The following is an 18,849-nucleotide window of genomic DNA, read 5'->3' as shown; positions in this document are numbered from 1 at the left end:
CTCAAAACCTTTCCATTATTGATTAGACACTCGAGCAATTTTTCCTTGCTCAAGATAGACAAGTAAGATTGAGACGTCAGCTGGATTTACACCTGATATTCTTGAGGCTTGTGCCATTGATAATGGCCTTACTTCTTTTAATTTTTGACGCGCTTCAGATGCTAAACCATTGATATCATCATAATCAATATTTTCTGGTATTTTTTTATTTTCCATTTTCTTTAGTTTTTCAACTTGTTGCAATGACTTTTCAATATATCCTTCATATTTAGTTTGGATCTCAACTTGTTCAGCAACATCAGGATCTACTGTATTTTCCGCTGGAACTAACTGTGATATATGTTCATAAAGCATTTCTGGTCGTTTTAACAAATCACTAGCACGAATGCCATCTTTTAATTCACTTCCACCAACAGAAAGAATTAAATTTTGCGTTTCTTGATTTGGCTTAATGAAGATGGATGCTAAGCGTTCTTTCTCTGCTTCGATTGCTTCTTTCTTTTCTTTAAACTTTCCAAATCTTTCTTCAGCTATTAATCCTATGTTATGACCAACTTCTGTTAAACGTAGATCTGCATTATCATGTCTAAGTAAAAGGCGATATTCTGCTCTTGATGTTAATAAGCGATATGGCTCACTTGTACCTTTTGTCACTAGATCATCAATAAGTACACCAATATAGGCATCTGATCGACTTAAAATAACTTCTTCTTTACCTAACGCTTTTTGAGCTGCATTAATTCCAGCCATAAGTCCTTGACCTGCAGCCTCTTCATAGCCAGATGTTCCATTGATTTGACCCGCTGTATATAGTGATGTTATTTTCTTTGTTTCTAGTGTTGGCCATAATTGAGTTGGTACAATCGCATCATATTCAATTGCATACCCTGCTCTCATCATTTGAACATTTTCTAGCCCAGGAATTGTTTTTAATATTTGCTGTTGAACATCTTCAGGCAAACTAGTTGAAAGTCCCTGCACATATACTTCCTGTGTATTTCGTCCTTCTGGCTCTAAAAAGATTTGATGACGAGGCTTATCATTAAATCGAACTACCTTATCTTCTATTGAAGGACAATAACGTGGTCCAGTTCCTTTGATCATGCCAGAATACATTGGTGAACGATGTAAATTATTATCAATGATTTGATGTGTTTGCTCACTTGTATATGTTAACCAGCATGGAAGCTGATCTGTGATATATTTAGTGGTTTCATATGAAAATGCACGCGGTACCTCATCACCAGGCTGTATTTCTGTTTTGCTATAATCAATGGAATGACTATTAACTCGTGGAGGCGTCCCCGTTTTAAAACGAACTAAATCAAAACCTAATTCTTGTAAGTGTTCAGATAATTTAATAGAGGGTTGTTGATTATTGGGACCACTAGAATATTTAAGATCACCTAGAATAATTTCCCCTCTTAAAAAGGTTCCTGTTGTTAATACAACTGATTTTGCTGAATACTCTGCACCTGTTTGAGTAACAACCCCTTTACAAACACCATCTTCAACAATTAAATGATCAACCATTCCTTGTAGTAAAGTAAGGTTTCTTTCATTTTCCATTGTTTTTTTCATTTCATGTTGATAGGAAAATTTATCTGCTTGGGCACGAAGCGCTCTTACTGCAGGGCCTTTACCTGTGTTCAACATTCTCATTTGTATATGAGTTTTATCGATATTTTTGCCCATCTCTCCACCTAAAGCATCAATTTCCCGAACAACGATCCCTTTAGCTGGACCTCCTACTGATGGATTACATGGCATGAAGGCAACCATATCTAAATTAATTGTAATAACCAATGTCTTTGCACCCATTCTTGCTGATGCAAGTGCTGACTCACAGCCTGCATGACCTGCACCGACTACGATAACATCATAATCTCCTGCTTTATAAGACATTATTTACCTCCTTTTATCTTTCTCTGTGTTAATCATTGTTGCTGACTCCGTTACAAGCAATTCTTCCTATGGGAAGGCTCCTTGCGTTAACACTGTGGAGCATCCCTTTGGCACCTTCTAGTGTAGGATTTCTTGCCTACCTATTGACTTGTCTTCAACTTAAAATGTGACATTTCTAGCCAGTACTTTTATTTCCCTAAGCAAAATTGTGAAAATAGCTGATCAATTAAGCTTTCATGTACTGCATCACCTATAATCTCCCCAAGCTGTTCCCAACAACGAGTTAAATCGATTTGGACGATGTCAATTGGAATACCTGATTCAATTCCTGTAAGTGCATCATCAATAGAAGCTTTAGCTGCAGATAATAACGCTATATGTCTTGAATTAGAAACGTATGTTAAATCACCACTTTGAACATTTCCTTGGAAAAATAATGTACTAATCGCTTCTTCTAATTCATCAATTCCTTGTTCTTCTAGCAATGAAGTTGTCACAACAGGTCTTCCTTCAGCTAAATCATTTACTTTTGGAAGGTCAATATTCATTTCAAGGTCTGTTTTATTTACGATCACAATGACGTCCATATCTTTTACAGCCTCAAACAATTGAACATCTTCCTGTGATAGATGCTCATTATAATTGAGCACTAATAAAATTAAATCAGCTTCCTTTAGAACTTTCCTTGATCTTTCTACACCAATACGTTCGACAATATCTTCTGTTTCCCTTATCCCAGCAGTATCAACTAAACGTAGAGGAACTCCACGAACATTTACATACTCTTCAATTACATCACGTGTTGTACCTGGAATATCTGTAACAATCGCTTTATTTTCATGAACTAAACTATTTAATAAAGAAGATTTCCCTACGTTGGGTCTTCCTATAATCACTGTGGATAGACCTTCTCTTAATATTTTTCCCTGCTGTGAGGTTTGTAAAAGTTTATTAATTTCATCTTTGACAAAGGTAGCCTTTTCAATAAGCATATTATGTGTCATTTCTTCTACATCATCATACTCAGGGTAATCAATATTTACCTCAACATGTGCTAACGTCTCTAAAATTTCTTGACGTAGCTTTTGGACAAGCTTCGAAAGCTTTCCTTCCATTTGACCTAATGCTACATTCATAGCACGGTCCGTTTTTGCTCGAATCAAATCCATTACTGCTTCAGCTTGAGATAGATCAATACGTCCATTCAAAAATGCACGTTTTGTAAATTCTCCTGGCTCTGCAAGTCTTGCCCCATTTTGAACAGCTAATTGTAAAACTTTATTAACAGTAACTAAACCACCATGACAATTTATTTCTACAACATTTTCTCTTGTGAAGGTTTTTGGACCCCTCATTAAGGAGACCATGACTTCTTCAACAATTTGTCCTGTTGTTGGATCGATAATATGTCCGTAATGGATCGTATGGGAGTCAACTTCTTTAAGCCTTTTATTGGAAGGTGCTTTAAATAGCTTATCAGCAATATCAATTGCTTCTTCACCACTTAATCTGACAATAGCAATAGCTCCTTCCCCTAATGGCGTTGATATCGCTGTGATTGTATCTAACTCCATCGTTACGATCACCTCTCTTTTATCTATATATTCCTCAAATACTTAGCCAAAATTTAAAGATATCACAATTTATTTTTATTAGAAAGTAAAATCACATTCTATTTATCCACAATGCATTTTCTCTTAGATTATTTCCTTTATCCATTTTAACTTATCCACATGTTAATAACAATATTTTGCCTAATTAGGTTTTAAACTTATCCCCAAATCCATCATTTATTTAAAAGCATTTTGTTCTCTTAATGTTTTCACTAAAAAAATTTAAGAGAACAATGATTGACTTTATTTATGTGGAACTATTTCAATTAGCAATTGTCTTTCAGTATCGAACCTTTAAAAATAATGGATTTAGAAATATCAGACATTGTCTGGAATTTTAGACACAAAAAAAGATGACTAAAATTAGTCATCCTTTTTTCTTAGGTGATATCACCAAATGTCGATTTGGTTCATCACCCACTGAATATGTTTTTAAATCCGAATATTCTGCTAAAGCAGCATGGATAATTTTTCGTTCGTTCGAAGGCATTGGTTCAAGAGAAACCTTATTCGATGTGCGCTTAACTTGCTGTGCTAATCTTGCAGCAAGTAAAGTTAGAGTCTCTTTTCTTCGTTCACGATAATTTTCTGCATCAATAATTATTTGCAAATAATGATTTGAATACCTATTTGCGACTAATTGTGTTAAAAATTGAAGTGAATTTAAAGTTTGTCCTCTTTTACCGATTAAAACTGCCATATTATCACCATTTATTTGAAATAAAGCTGTTTTACCAGTTTTCTTCACATTGATTTTTGCTTCTATGCCCATTTTTTTAATAACTTCTTCTAGAAAGGTTTGAGATTCTTTAACAGGATCTTGCTTAAGCACTACTTTAACAATTGCTGGCTTTTTCCAAAAGATTCCGAGTAACCCCTTTTTACCTTCATCTAAAATGGTTATTTCTACTTCATCTTTTGTTGCATTTAGCCTTTTTATTGCTTCTTCCACTGCTTCTTCGACAGTATGTCCATTAGCAGTTACTTCTCTCACTTCTTCTTTCCTCCATCTTTCGCTGCAGATGCTGACTTTAATTCAGGACCCTTAACAAAATATGTTTGGACAATCATAAACAAGTTACCTACTACCCAATACAATGAAAGAGCGGCTGGGAAACTGATTGCGAATACAACAATCATGATCGGCATAATCCATAACATCATCGCCATCTGAGGATTTTGGTTAGCTGTTCCAGCCATCATCATCTTCTGTTGAACAAATGTTGTCACACCTGCTACAAGTGGAAGAATAAAGAATGGATCTCTTTCCCCTAAATCAAACCATAAGAAAGTGTGTTCAGCTATTGCTTCTGTTCTCATAATCGCATGATAAAAACCAATTAAAATTGGCATCTGAATAATTAATGGAAAACAACCTGCAAGCGGATTAACACCATGCTTTTGAAAAAGTGCCATTGTTTCTTGTTGAAGCTTTTGTTGTGTTTGTTGATCTTTAGAACTATATTGTTCTTTAAGCTTTTGCATTTCTGGTTGGATTGCTTGCATAGCCTTTGAGCTTTTTGTTTGTTTAATCATTAGCGGTAAAATAGCTAGTCGAATAATAAGCGTAACTAAAACAATAGCTATTCCATAATTATCGCCTGTTATTTCTGCAAAATAAGTGATTAATTGAGATAAAGGATACACAATATAACTGTTCCAAAATCCTTCACTTTCAGATGTAATCGGTACATTTACCTCTGTACACCCAGTTAATAGGGTTAATACACTTATTAACCCTGCGATTAAAAGTATGCGCCTCTTCAAACCTTTTTTCCTCCTAACAAATAATTAATACCATTGAATGTGTATACGTACGTTAAAAGATAGAAAAAGTTCCACATAATTAATATCTTACCATCTTTATCTTAATAATTCTTTTATATAAACAAGTTTTCGCTAGGGTAATTTCAACAATTTTCAACAGTTACGATCATTGATAAATTTTTGCTTTTCTAAACAAATGGTTCAAACTGCTCTTCACTTCATGATAATTCATTTTGGCAGCGGGTTTTCTCGCTATGATAATAAATTCTTTACCAATTACAAACCTGTGTTTTTCTTCAGAAAATACTTGTCGAATTAACCGCTTAACTTTATTTCTTGTCACAGCATTTCCTATTTTCTTACTAACAGACAAACCAACTCGAAATTCCTTTTCTTCTTTTTCATTGTAGATATAAAGAACAAATTGTCTATTCGCAATTGATTTACCTTTTTTAAAAACTTTTTGAAAGTCTTTATTCTTCTTAATACGAAATTTCCTTCTCATCTGGTTCACTCCGGTATGTTCTGTTTATTATTTCTAACAGAATTCTCACCTTCATTATGTCTGAAATAATTCTGATTTAAACTAGTCAAGTTCTAACTCAACATAAATCATTTATGTAGTAAATAGATTTCAAACAATTTCTCCCCTCTTTATTATAAAAAAGAAGCAATTAATGAAATCTACTTATTTGTTAAAAAAAGACCACTGATTTGTCAGTGGCCTATGCTGATAATACTTTTCTTCCTCGGCGACGACGGCGAGCAAGAACTTTACGTCCATTAGCTGTGCTCATGCGGCTACGGAAACCATGAACTTTACTACGTTTGCGTTTATTTGGTTGATAAGTACGTTTCATATATGACACCTCCCTGAGGAATAACAGTTAAAGACAGTCCTACTAATTATAGTTACCTAACATAGGAATTGTCAACCGTTGAAACGTTTTTAAAAATAAAGACTTTTTTTAAAAGCATTTTTTTATTCTGTCTTGCTCGTTTCTTTCTAGATGCTCTTCACCCTCTTTTAAATTTTGATGTTGTTAAACTTTATTGTTGATTCCTATTTCAAGCATTCAGAATTTCTCCATAGTTCATAAGCCTCCTCACCACGAGCAGACTTATTTCTCCCTTTACATCCTTTTTTAAACAGAATTCACATGCGTTTCACGATCATCAACAACATAATAGTGCTATTTTTTATATTTTCTCGTTTTTTAGACTCTGATAAATTTATTGTTGATTTCCGTTACAGGCATTCGCTTTCCCTGAAAAAAACTACCTCTTCTCCAGCAGGATTCTCATACATCTCACTCAAATCAACATTTATTGACTCACTTTTCCTTAATTCCCACTCTAGACATTTACTTTGGCTGTTTTCGCAAACTTGATCTTTTTACACATCCTACTATTTTAAATTTGCTCATATATGTGATCCGTTTTTTCAAAAATATAGATCTACAAAGTCATTTTATGTACAACACAATAGCCTGTGGATAAACTTTCGACATCATTCTGCAGTATCCACATATGTTATCGACAAGTTTTTCACAAGTTAGCTTCTTGTGGACAATTTCTCTCAACAAATCAATAGTTATGTGGATAAGTTTGTAAAAACCATTGCATCTATTGATTTATTTTGATATTATATTTGTGTTTTCACTCTTAATATTCTATCTGTAAATTAACTTTGTCCACAGGTTGTGGATAAAGTGTGGAAAGTTTATAAACAGCTTGTGTAAATTGTTGTCCACAACGCGTGAGTTTTGTCGAAAAGACGTTTTTCTACTATATTATATATTTATGCACATTTTTGAATTTTGTATGTTTATACATGAGTATTCGTGTCTTGTACAAAGGTTATACATTTAAAAAGACACTGTTGTAAAGGAGGGACAAAACACCTAATGGAGAACATATCCGAACTTTGGAATAAAGCTTTATCAGAGATTGAAAAGAAAATTAGTAAACCGAGTTATGAAACTTGGCTGAAGTCTACAAAAGCTCACACAATACAAGGAGATACTTTAACAATCACAGCACCAAATGAATTTGCTAGAGATTGGTTAGAGTCTCGTTATTTGCATTTAATTGCAGATACAATTTATCAATTAACTGGTGAAGAGTTCGCGATTAAATTTATTATTCCGCAAAATCAAGCTGACGATGATTTTGTTCCAAATTCCCCAATTAAAAAAAATAATAAAAACGATGAGGAACAGACTGAATTACCTCAAAATATGCTAAATCCTAAATATACATTTGATACTTTTGTTATTGGTTCAGGTAATCGTTTTGCTCATGCTGCTTCTCTTGCTGTGGCAGAAGCTCCTGCAAAAGCATACAATCCTTTATTTATATACGGGGGCGTGGGATTAGGGAAAACGCATTTAATGCATGCTATTGGGCATTATGTAATTGATCATAACCCTTCTGCAAAGGTCGTTTATTTATCTTCAGAGAAGTTTACAAATGAATTTATCAATTCGATTCGTGATAACAAAGCTGTAGACTTTAGAAATAAATACAGAAGTGTTGATGTACTTCTTATAGATGATATTCAGTTCCTAGCTGGAAAAGAACAAACTCAAGAGGAGTTTTTCCATACTTTCAATACTCTACATGAAGAAAGTAAGCAAATAGTTATCTCCAGCGATCGACCACCTAAAGAAATCCCTACTTTAGAAGACAGACTTCGTTCTAGGTTTGAATGGGGTTTAATAACCGATATTACACCACCAGATCTTGAAACGAGAATTGCCATTTTAAGAAAAAAGGCTAAAGCTGAAGGTCTTGATATTCCTAATGAAGTTATGCTCTATATAGCTAATCAAATTGATTCAAATATACGTGAATTAGAGGGTGCTTTAATACGCGTTGTCGCATATTCTTCATTAATTAATAAAGATATAAATGCTGATTTAGCAGCAGAAGCATTAAAAGATATCATTCCAAATTCTAAGCCCAAAATCATTTTAATTAGTGATATCCAACGAGTTGTTGGACAAGAATTTCAAGTGAAATTAGAGGATTTCAAAGCTAAAAAGCGAACAAAATCGGTTGCGTTCCCTAGACAGATCGCCATGTATTTATCAAGGGAATTAACAGATTCATCTTTGCCTAAAATAGGTGAAGAATTTGGAGGTCGTGATCATACGACAGTCATCCATGCCCATGAAAAAATTTCTAAGTTGCTTCAAAATGATGAATTATTACAAAAGCAGCTTAAAGATATTACCGGACTTTTAAGAGGATCATAGAATTTACTAACTGAATTATGTGAATAACTGGTGCAAACATATACACAGTCTGTCCACATGTGGATAGGCTGTGTTTCCTTTCGTTTAGCGCAGTTATCCACATTTCCACAGCCCCTATTACTATTACTACTATATTTTTTATAATAAATAATATAACTATAACCAGAAAATTTCATGGAAATCATTTGTTCATAGTGTTAAAAATGTTGGTTAAGCATAAGGAGGAAAATCATTTATGAAATTCGTTATTCAAAAAGATAAATTAGTCCAAAGTGTTCAAGATGTCATGAAGGCTGTTTCATCTAGAACAACAATTCCAATATTGACAGGTATAAAAATTGTTGCACATTCTGAAGGAGTAACATTAACAGGTAGTGACTCTGATATTTCTATTGAATCTTTTATCCCTGGTGAAGAAGATGACAAAGAAAACGTAGAAGTGCTTCAAGCTGGAAGTGTCGTTTTACAAGCAAAGTTTTTCAGTGAAATTGTTAAAAAACTACCAAAAGATATTGTAGAAATTGAAGTAGGAAATCATCATTCAACAACAATTCGTTCAGGAAAAGCTGAATTTAGTTTAAATGGCTTGGATGCAGAAGAATATCCTCACCTTCCACAAATTGAGGAAGAAAATATATTTAAAATACCAACAGATCTATTAAAAGCTATGGTTCGCCAAACTGTTTTTGCTGTCTCTACTTCAGAAACGAGACCAATATTAACAGGTGTTAACTGGAAATTAGAAAATGGTGAACTAATTTGTATCGCTACTGATAGCCACAGACTAGCTTTAAGAAAAGCAATGATAGATTCAGAAAAACTTGAAACTTACAATGTCGTCATTCCAGGTAAAAGTTTAAGTGAATTGAGTAAGATCCTTGATGATACAAACGAATTGATTGAGATTGTCATCACTGAAAATCAAGTATTATTCAAAGCCAAAAATCTATTATTTTTCTCTAGATTATTAGACGGAAATTACCCAGATACATCTCGACTAATTCCAGCTGATAGCAAAACAAACCTAACGTTAAACTCTAAAGATTTCTTACAAGCAATAGATCGTGCATCATTATTAGCGAAAGAAGCTCGAAATAATGTTGTTAAACTTTCAACTTTTACAGATGGATTGATTGAAATATCTTCTAACTCACCTGAAATTGGAAAAGTAAGTGAAGAAATTCAAGCGGAAGAAGTACAAGGTGAAGAATTAAAGATTTCTTTTAGTGCAAAATATGTAATGGACGCATTAAAAGCTCTTGAAGGAACAGAAATAAATGTCAACTTTACTGGAGCGATGAGACCTTTTGTTATCAAAACAACAAATGACGATTCTATGCTACAACTTATTTTACCTGTAAGAACTTACTAATAATGAGTTAGAAAAGAGGTCTGGCGTAGGTCAGCCTCTTTTCTGTATTCATTAGTTTTCTTTACTTCATGAATGTTCCCCTCTGTAAAGTTGCTATTTTTTCATAGAATTTGCACAGTATTTTCACACTTTAAAGTTAAATGAAAATTTACCTAAAAATGGTTGTATGGGTAAAAAGGACTACGAGTGTTCTTGGTGTGGTTTTAGTGTGTTTCTCCAGTGGACAACATTAGGTGATACTTGTGTTGTTGTACTTTAGAGTGATTTTTTAGTAAAATATAAAGTTAGAGACTACTGAAGGAAGGTGGTTCGCTATGGCAAAACCAGTTAAGATTGATACAGAGTACATAACACTTGGACAATTTCTGAAATTAGCAGATGTTATTCAATCAGGTGGAATGGCAAAATGGTTCTTAGGAGAATACGAAATCTTTGTGAATAATGAACCTGAAAATCGTCGTGGGAAAAAATTAAGAAATGGCGATATGGTTTATATTCCTGATTTCGGCACATACATTGTGAAAAATTAAAGTTGGTGTACAAAATTTGTTTATTAAAGAGCTGAAATTAAAAAATTACCGGAATTATGAAGATTTAACCATTCAGTTTGCAAATAAAGTAAATGTTATCCTTGGAGAAAATGCACAAGGTAAGACAAATGTAATGGAGTCAATCTATGTTCTAGCCATGGCGAAGTCACATCGAACGTCAAATGATAAAGAACTTATATACTGGGATAAAGAATATGCTAAAATAGAGGGTAGTGTGGAAAAGCATAATCGATCAGCAGAAATGCAATTAGTTATCTCGAAAAAGGGTAAGAAAGCTAAGTTGAATCATATTGAACAAGAAAAACTAAGCCAATATGTTGGAGCAATGAATGTGATTATGTTTGCCCCTGAAGATTTAAGCCTTGTGAAAGGTAGTCCTCAGGTAAGAAGAAGATTTATTGATATGGAAATTGGGCAAGTATCAGCCATTTACCTCCATGACTTGAGTAGATACCAAAAGATTATGCAGCAACGAAACCACTATTTGAAGCTTTTACAGTTAAGAAAGCAAACAGATCGAACAATGTTAGACGTACTAACTGCGCAATTGAGTGAAGCGGCTGCTAAAATTATTATTAAACGATTACGTTTTATATCAGAATTAGAAAAGTGGGCGCAACCAATCCATTCAGGAATAAGCAGAGGGTTAGAGGTACTGACAATAAAATATAAACCATCTTTGGATGTATCAGAAGATTATGATTTGTCGAAAATGATAGAAGTATTCGAAAATAAGTTTGCTACTGTCAAAGAAAAAGAAATTGAACGTGGTGCGACACTCGTTGGTCCGCATCGTGATGATTTGCTATTTTTTGTGAATAATCATGATGTTCAAACATATGGATCACAAGGTCAACAAAGAACAACCGCCCTATCATTAAAATTAGCTGAAATTGATTTGATTCATAATGAGATTGGGGAATATCCTATTCTTTTACTAGATGATGTTTTATCAGAGTTAGATGATTATAGGCAATCACATTTGTTAAATACGATACAAGGGAAAGTACAAACCTTTGTAACAACAACAAGTGTGGAAGGTATTGATCATCAAACACTTAGAGAAGCGGCTACATTTCATGTACAGGCAGGAAAGCTTTCAGACGATAAATGAGGTGATTTGTTTTGTATATTCATTTAGGTGACAATTTTGTTGTTCCCTCAAAAGAAGTTGTTATGATTTTAGATCGACAGTCCTCACTCGAATCACCTATTGTTGATGAATTTTTTGTGAAACAACAAGATAAAATTGTCGAACTTGCAAGTGGTGAAGCAAAATCAATTATTGTAACGTTTGATAAAATTTATTTTTCATCATTATCGTCAGGTACTTTAAAAAAACGAGCAGAAATAGCGCTTGATATAGATTTATAACCATGTTTTTTATATAATTGCTTCTAAATTTATTTATATATACCCAACCTTTACTAGAAATATCACTTCAAAGGAATCATTGCTACTTAAGTAATTGAATAAAAAAGAAAGCTTTAGGAAAAGTGTAGGTGAATCAGTGTGACGATGGAAGAGAACCAAGTCCAAGAACAATCATATGATGAAAACCAGATTCAAGTTTTAGAGGGTCTTGAAGCTGTACGTAAACGACCAGGAATGTACATTGGGTCTACTAGTGCAAAAGGTCTTCATCACTTAGTATGGGAGATTGTTGATAATAGTATTGATGAGGCTCTAGCAGGCCACTGTGATGAAATTAATGTGATCATCGAAGAAGATAATAGCATTACAGTTAAAGATAATGGTCGTGGAATACCAGTAGGGATTCACGAGAAAATGGGACGTCCTGCAGTTGAAGTAATTATGACAGTTCTACATGCTGGTGGTAAATTTGGCGGCGGTGGATATAAAGTTTCAGGTGGCCTTCATGGTGTTGGAGCATCTGTTGTTAATGCACTTTCTACCGTTTTGGATGTTACGGTTCACCGTGAAGGGAAAGTTCACTTCCAAAAATTCCATAAAGGTGCACCTGCAGCAGATTTAGAAGTCATCGGAGAATCAGATATAACTGGTACAATCACCCATTTTAAACCCGATGAAGAGATTTTTAAAGAAACAATAGAATACGATTATGAAACATTAGCTAATCGTATTAGAGAACTTGCCTTTCTTAATCGTGGTTTAAAAATAACGATAGAAGATAAACGTGAAAATAAACGTCAAAATGAATACTATTACGAAGGTGGAATTAAATCATATGTTGAGCATTTAAATCGTACTCGTGAGGTTATCCATGATGAGCCTGTCTATATTGAAGGTGAAAAGGATGGGATAACAACAGAGGTAGCGATTCAATATAATGATAGCTATACAAGTAATATTTATTCTTTTGCCAATAATATTCACACTTATGAAGGTGGAACACATGAAGCGGGCTTTAAATCTGCTTTGACTCGAGTCATTAATGATTATGCTCGTAAAAATAAAATCTTTAAAGAAAATGATGATAACTTATCAGGTGAAGATGTGCGCGAAGGAATTACAGCAATCATCTCTATCAAACATCCTGATCCTCAATTCGAGGGTCAAACGAAAACAAAACTAGGAAATTCAGAAGTTCGAACTGTTACTGACTCAGTCTTTTCTGAAGCGTTTGATAAATTCCTTTTAGAAAATCCTTCAACAGCTAAGAAAATTGTTGAAAAAGGTTTAATGGCAGCAAGAGCTAGACTTGCAGCTAAAAAGGCGCGTGAGTTAACAAGAAGAAAAAGCGCATTGGAAATTTCTAATCTACCAGGTAAATTAGCAGACTGTTCTTCGAAGGATCCTACAATTAGTGAGATTTATGTCGTTGAGGGTGACTCTGCAGGTGGATCAGCTAAACAAGGAAGAGATCGCCATTTCCAAGCGATATTACCTTTAAGAGGTAAAATCATTAATGTTGAAAAAGCGAGATTAGATAAAATTTTATCAAACAATGAAATAAGAGCGATTATTACAGCGTTGGGAACTGGGATTGGCGAAGACTTTGACCTTGCCAAAGCTAGGTACCATAAAGTTGTTATTATGACTGATGCCGATGTAGATGGTGCACATATCCGAACATTATTACTAACTTTCTTTTATCGTTATATGAGAGAAATTATAGAGCAAGGATATATTTATATTGCACAGCCACCACTTTATAAGATTCAACAAGGTAAACGCATTGAGTACGCATATAATGATCGTCAACTTGAAACATTCCTTGCTGAAATGCCAACACAGCCTAAACCAGGTATACAGCGTTATAAAGGTTTAGGAGAAATGAATCCAGGTCAGCTTTGGGAAACAACAATGGATCCTCAAACAAGAACATTATTACAAGTAACATTAGAAGATGCAATTGATGCTGATGAAACATTTGATACCCTAATGGGTGACAAAGTTGAGCCGAGACGTAATTTTATCGAAGCAAATGCACAATATGTAAAGAACCTAGATATTTAATAGAGCTGTTTCTACAAGGGGAAGAATTAGAAATAAACACTGTTTTCACCTGATAATTAGTGAAATGAGACAGTAGCTTAGAAAAAGGCCTTTAATAATATGCAACACCTCATTACATGGTGAGGTGTTTTTTTCTAGTAAGATTAATTGTTAATCAGAATATAGAAAAGCAGAGATTTTCACAGTTCTAGTAATATTATAGGAAATAGATGTGTAATCTCTAGTGAATATTGCTATAATGAAGAGTAGACTATTAGATATATTAATACTCCAATTGGGCAGGAATTAATTTCTCTTATATAAATCATTTACCTCTTCCAATTTAAAATACATAAAGGAATAAGGGAGGTTGTTATAGTATGGCCGAAAATCAAAACTCACACGTTATAGGCAGAAATATTAGTAATGAAATGCGTGAATCTTTCTTAGGTTATGCAATGAGTGTTATCGTTTCACGTGCTTTACCTGATGTTAGAGATGGTTTAAAACCAGTACATCGAAGAATTCTTTATGCAATGAACGATTTAGGGATGACTTCAGATAAACCATTTAAGAAATCGGCACGTATCGTTGGAGAAGTAATTGGTAAGTATCATCCACATGGTGATTCAGCTGTATATGAAACAATGGTTCGTATGGCTCAAGACTTCAACTTCCGTTATATGCTAGTTGATGGACATGGAAACTTTGGTTCTGTTGATGGCGACTCGGCTGCTGCAATGCGTTATACAGAAGCAAGAATGTCTAAGATTTCAATGGAATTAATCCGTGATATCAACAAAGATACAATTAATTATCAAGATAACTATGATGGATCAGAAAGAGAACCAGTTGTATTACCTGCGAGATTTCCTAATTTACTAGTAAACGGAGCAACAGGAATTGCGGTTGGTATGGCAACGAACATTCCCCCTCATCAACTCGGAGAAGTTATTGATGGGGTACTAGCTATTAGTAAAGATCCAGAAATAACAATTCCTGAATTAATGGAGATTATTCCAGGGCCTGATTTTCCAACTGCCGGTCAAATTATCGGAAGAAGCGGAATTAGAAAGGCCTATGAAACAGGGCGTGGATCAATCACGATCCGTGCGAAGGTAGAAATAGAAGAAAAGCCTTCTGGTAAGCAAGTTATCATTGTTAAAGAGTTGCCTTATCAAGTTAATAAAGCAAAGCTTGTGGAAAAAATTGCTGAGCTTGTTCGAGATAAGAAAATTGAAGGTATTACAGATTTACGAGATGAATCAGATCGTAATGGAATGCGCGTAGTTATTGAAGTTCGTAAAGATGCCAATGCCAATGTGCTTTTAAATAACCTATATAAGCAAACAGCACTACAAACAAGCTTTGGTATTAATATGCTTTCTTTAGTTGATGGGCATCCGAAAGTTCTTAATATTAAGCAAATGCTTTATTATTATTTAGAACATCAAAAGGTTGTTATTAAACGTAGAACTGCTTTTGAATTAAGAAAAGCTGAAGCAAGAGCTCACATTTTAGAAGGATTAAGAATTGCTCTTGATCATCTAGATGCTGTTATTTCGTTAATTCGTAGCTCACAAACGACTGAAATAGCTCGTAATGGGTTGATAGAGCAATTTTCATTAAGCGAAAAGCAAGCACAAGCCATTCTAGATATGAGATTGCAAAGATTAACTGGTTTAGAAAGAGAAAAAATTGAAGAAGAATATCAATCTTTAGTTAAGTTAATTGCTGAATTAAAAGCGATTCTTGCTGACGAAGAAAAAGTATTAGAAATTATCCGTGAAGAGCTTATAGAAATTAAAGAACGTTTTAATGATGAGCGTCGCACTGAGATTGTTGCTGGCGGTCTTGAAAATATTGAAGATGAAGATTTGATTCCTGTTGAGAATATTGTTATTACATTAACTCATAATGGTTATATTAAACGCCTTCCAGTTTCTACTTACCGCAGCCAAAAACGTGGAGGTAGAGGTATTCAAGGAATGGGTACAAATGACGATGACTTCGTAGAACAACTTTTAACAACTTCTACACATGACACCATTCTTTTCTTTACGAATAAAGGTAAAGTGTATCGTGCTAAAGGTTATGAAATCCCTGAGTATAGTAGAACTGCTAAAGGACTTCCGATTATTAACCTATTAAGTGTTGAAAAAGGTGAATGGGTTAATGCGATTATCCCAGTTTCTGAATTTGTTGATGATTGGTATTTATTCTTTACAACAAAAGAAGGGATATCTAAACGATCACCTTTATCGCAGTTTGCAAACATTAGAAATAATGGTTTGATTGCAGTTAATCTGCGTGAAGAAGATGAATTAATTTCAGTTAAATTAACAGATGGATCTAAAGATATGGTCATCGGAACGAAAAAAGGAATGTTAATCAGATTCCCTGAAACAGATGTTCGTTCAATGGGACGTACAGCTACTGGTGTAAAAGGAATCTCTTTAGATGCTGATGATGAAGTAGTTGGTATGGAAATCTTAGAAGAAGGTGTCGATGTTTTAATCGTCACAAGTAATGGTTACGGAAAACGTACCCCTTCTGGAGAATACCGTGTACAAAGCCGAGGCGGTAAAGGCTTAAAAACATGTAATATTACGGATAAAAACGGTCCTGTTGTTTCAGTTAAGGCAGCAACTGGTGAGGAAGATTTAATGCTTATTACAGCAAGCGGTGTATTAATTCGTATGGATGTTGATACGATTTCTACAATGGGACGTAACACTCAAGGTGTAAAACTAATAAGACTTGATGAAAATGTTGCCGTTTCTACAGTTGCCTTAGTAGAGAAAGAAGAAATAGAGAAAACAGATGACGATTTAGATACAGAATCTGTTGAAGAAATTGAAAATACTAGTGATACTCCAGTTGATGAAACATCAGAAAATAATGATGATTCTCAAGGAGAAGAATAAGAGTAAAAAAGCTGATACAACTTATGTATCAGCTTTTTTGTTGAATGGTTATTAGCAATAAACCTCATTACATTAATTAAATCGTCACTTTTTGAGGTGGTATCTAGTATATGGTTAGAATGTAAAAACCATATACTATGTGCAACATTCTGCTAATATGATCATTTAGCTATGTACTAATTCAATCTTTTACAAGATAATAAAAGTAAAAGAAATATGATCCCGAAATATAACTTCACTCAGGACTATATTAGATAAAAGTAAAGGAGCGGTTCCTTTGAAGATCCATATCAATCAATTAAAAGAAGGTTACATTCTATCAAAAGATATCATTTCAGCTACTAAAAGGCCACTTGCCTATAAAAAAACAGTAGTAACGAAGAATATTAAAGAAGCATTACAAGCATTTTTAATTAAAGAAGTTGATGTGGAAGAAAATACAGATCAAGACAAAGTATATCCAGTTGATTCTGTTGAACAGGAAACTATAGAGCAAGGAAATGTTTTTCAGGACTTCTATCAAAACTATACAGAGGCTGTTCAATCCTTTAAACAACTTTTTACTGAATGGCAATCAGGAGTTTTAATCGATATAGGTAAAGTGAGACAAATAATCATTCCTTTAGTTGAAAAATCACAAAGTTCAGAAGATGAAATTTTAAAGCTATATCATTACTGTAAACAAGAAGAATATATTTATCATCATTCCATTTCAGTAGCTTTACTTAGTGCGTTTCTTGCTCAAAAACTAGGATATAAGCAAGGTGATATTAACCAAATTGCTCTAACCGGCTTATTATGTGATTGTGGAATGTCGAAAATTACACCTACAATTGTCAAAAAAAATATTACTCTTACAGAAACAGAGTATAAAGATATTAAGCAACATCCTGTTCATAGTTACAATTTATTGAAAAATATTATGTCTATAAAAGAGGGAGTAAAATTAGGTGTACTACAACATCATGAAAGAATTGATGGCAGTGGATATCCTCTCGGAGTTAAAGGAGATCAATTAAATCCCTATAGCAAAATAGTTGCTTTAGCAGATACATATCAAGCGATGGTATCCGTAAGGCCATATCGAAGTAAACAATCTCCTTTTAAAGTACTAGAACAGATAATGCAAGATGAATTTGGTAAATTTGATATTAAGATAATAGATGCCCTAAAACAAGCGTTAATTAAATTTTCCGCAGGAACAAAGGTGAGAATTTCCGATGGCTTTGCCGCTGAAATCGTCTTTGTAGATGAGAAGTATCCTACAAGACCGTTAATAAAATATGATTATTCTGAAGAGATAATTGCTCTTAAAGATAGAAGTGACCTTTTTATTGAGGAACTTTTATAAGGAAAATACTCTGATTGTGTTGACGCATGATTATTAAGCTGATATACTCTTAAAAGTCAGCCGATCAGAGATTGAGATTTTCACTATTTTCTATTGAAAATTAAAATAAAAAACTCTTGACCCTTTACGATGATTTATGTTATATTAAAGGAGTCGCTTTTGAGCGGTTAAAGTTCTTTGAAAACTAAACAAAACCAAGCGTGCCAACGTTAATTTCGATTAACAAAACGTACTATATAGTACAAAAACGAAACAAACTATGAGCAAGTCAAACACTACTTTATTGGAGAGTTTGATCCTGGCTCAGGACGAACGCTGGCGGCGTGCCTAATACATGCAAGTCGAGCGAATTGATGGGAGCTTGCTCCCTGATATTAGCGGCGGACGGGTGAGTAACACGTGGGTAACCTGCCTGTAAGATTGGGATAACTCCGGGAAACCGGAGCTAATACCGGATAATATGTTGAACCGCATGGTTCAACATTGAAAGATGGTTTCGGCTATCACTTACAGATGGACCCGCGGCGCATTAGCTAGTTGGTGAGGTAACGGCTCACCAAGGCAACGATGCGTAGCCGACCTGAGAGGGTGATCGGCCACACTGGGACTGAGACACGGCCCAGACTCCTACGGGAGGCAGCAGTAGGGAATCTTCCGCAATGGACGAAAGTCTGACGGAGCAA

The 18,849-nt window shown here is 34.3% G+C and carries 14 protein-coding genes and 1 rRNA gene; 9 read left to right on the top strand and 6 right to left on the bottom strand.

Annotated features, from left to right (window positions below; all coding sequences use genetic code 11):
- Positions 1-15: 15 nt before the first annotated feature.
- From mnmG to rpmH, 6 genes are all read right to left on the bottom strand, one after another.
- On the bottom strand, positions 16-1,905 hold the full coding sequence (gene mnmG, locus LC076_RS10740; protein ID WP_226668604.1) for a tRNA uridine-5-carboxymethylaminomethyl(34) synthesis enzyme MnmG: 1,890 nt from the start codon (positions 1,903-1,905) through the stop codon (positions 16-18).
- 188 nt (positions 1,906-2,093) lie between these two features.
- Positions 2,094-3,479: a tRNA uridine-5-carboxymethylaminomethyl(34) synthesis GTPase MnmE gene (gene mnmE, locus LC076_RS10735; RefSeq protein WP_226668602.1), complete on the bottom strand. Its 1,386-nt coding sequence runs from the start codon at positions 3,477-3,479 to the stop codon at positions 2,094-2,096.
- A 406-nt stretch (positions 3,480-3,885) separates the two neighbouring features.
- Positions 3,886-4,512 (bottom strand): RNA-binding cell elongation regulator Jag/EloR, encoded by a 627-nt coding sequence (gene jag, locus LC076_RS10730; RefSeq protein WP_226668599.1) that lies wholly within the window; start codon positions 4,510-4,512, stop codon positions 3,886-3,888.
- Complete coding sequence (spoIIIJ, locus tag LC076_RS10725; RefSeq protein ID WP_226668596.1) at positions 4,509-5,285, bottom strand: YidC family membrane integrase SpoIIIJ; 777 nt, start codon at positions 5,283-5,285, stop codon at positions 4,509-4,511. Before spoIIIJ ends, jag begins: the two co-directional genes overlap by 4 nt.
- 166 nt (positions 5,286-5,451) lie before the next feature.
- A complete protein-coding gene (gene rnpA, locus LC076_RS10720; protein WP_226668594.1) occupies positions 5,452-5,790 on the bottom strand; it encodes a ribonuclease P protein component in 339 nt (112 codons plus the stop codon).
- 220 nt (positions 5,791-6,010) lie between these two features.
- Positions 6,011-6,145 carry a 50S ribosomal protein L34 gene (gene rpmH, locus LC076_RS10715; protein ID WP_026561635.1) on the bottom strand — a complete coding sequence of 45 codons (135 nt, stop codon included), beginning with the start codon at positions 6,143-6,145 and terminating at the stop codon, positions 6,011-6,013.
- A 1,047-nt stretch (positions 6,146-7,192) separates the two neighbouring features.
- Here rpmH and dnaA point away from each other — a divergent pair.
- The 9 genes from dnaA to LC076_RS10670 all read left to right on the top strand — a co-directional run.
- Complete coding sequence (gene dnaA / locus LC076_RS10710) at positions 7,193-8,545, top strand: chromosomal replication initiator protein DnaA (protein WP_226668591.1); 1,353 nt, start codon at positions 7,193-7,195, stop codon at positions 8,543-8,545.
- Between the two features lie 235 nt (positions 8,546-8,780).
- A complete protein-coding gene (gene dnaN / locus LC076_RS10705) occupies positions 8,781-9,917 on the top strand; it encodes a DNA polymerase III subunit beta (protein ID WP_226668588.1) in 1,137 nt (378 codons plus the stop codon).
- A gap of 314 nt (positions 9,918-10,231) precedes the next feature.
- Positions 10,232-10,447, top strand: coding sequence for a S4 domain-containing protein YaaA (gene yaaA, locus LC076_RS10700; protein ID WP_226668584.1), 216 nt, complete (start codon positions 10,232-10,234; stop codon positions 10,445-10,447).
- A gap of 16 nt (positions 10,448-10,463) precedes the next feature.
- Positions 10,464-11,582 (top strand): DNA replication/repair protein RecF, encoded by a 1,119-nt coding sequence (gene recF, locus LC076_RS10695; RefSeq protein ID WP_226668580.1) that lies wholly within the window; start codon positions 10,464-10,466, stop codon positions 11,580-11,582.
- A gap of 11 nt (positions 11,583-11,593) precedes the next feature.
- On the top strand, positions 11,594-11,842 hold the full coding sequence (gene remB, locus LC076_RS10690) for an extracellular matrix regulator RemB (protein ID WP_226668577.1): 249 nt from the start codon (positions 11,594-11,596) through the stop codon (positions 11,840-11,842).
- 144 nt (positions 11,843-11,986) lie between these two features.
- Positions 11,987-13,909 (top strand): DNA topoisomerase (ATP-hydrolyzing) subunit B, encoded by a 1,923-nt coding sequence (gene gyrB / locus LC076_RS10685; protein ID WP_226669322.1) that lies wholly within the window; start codon positions 11,987-11,989, stop codon positions 13,907-13,909.
- Between the two features lie 359 nt (positions 13,910-14,268).
- Complete coding sequence (gene gyrA / locus LC076_RS10680; RefSeq protein ID WP_226668573.1) at positions 14,269-16,815, top strand: DNA gyrase subunit A; 2,547 nt, start codon at positions 14,269-14,271, stop codon at positions 16,813-16,815.
- A gap of 277 nt (positions 16,816-17,092) precedes the next feature.
- On the top strand, positions 17,093-18,166 hold the full coding sequence (locus tag LC076_RS10675; protein WP_226668570.1) for an HD-GYP domain-containing protein: 1,074 nt from the start codon (positions 17,093-17,095) through the stop codon (positions 18,164-18,166).
- Positions 18,167-18,446: 280 nt separating this feature from the next.
- A 16S ribosomal RNA gene (locus LC076_RS10670) occupies positions 18,447-18,849 on the top strand; the annotation flags it as partial.

Origin of the sequence: Metabacillus litoralis (assembly GCF_020524045.1) — a bacterium.
Lineage (GTDB): Bacteria > Bacillota > Bacilli > Bacillales > Bacillaceae > Metabacillus > Metabacillus litoralis_C.
Note: the sequence above shows the minus strand (reverse complement) of the source record. Positions and strands in the feature narration are given on the sequence as shown.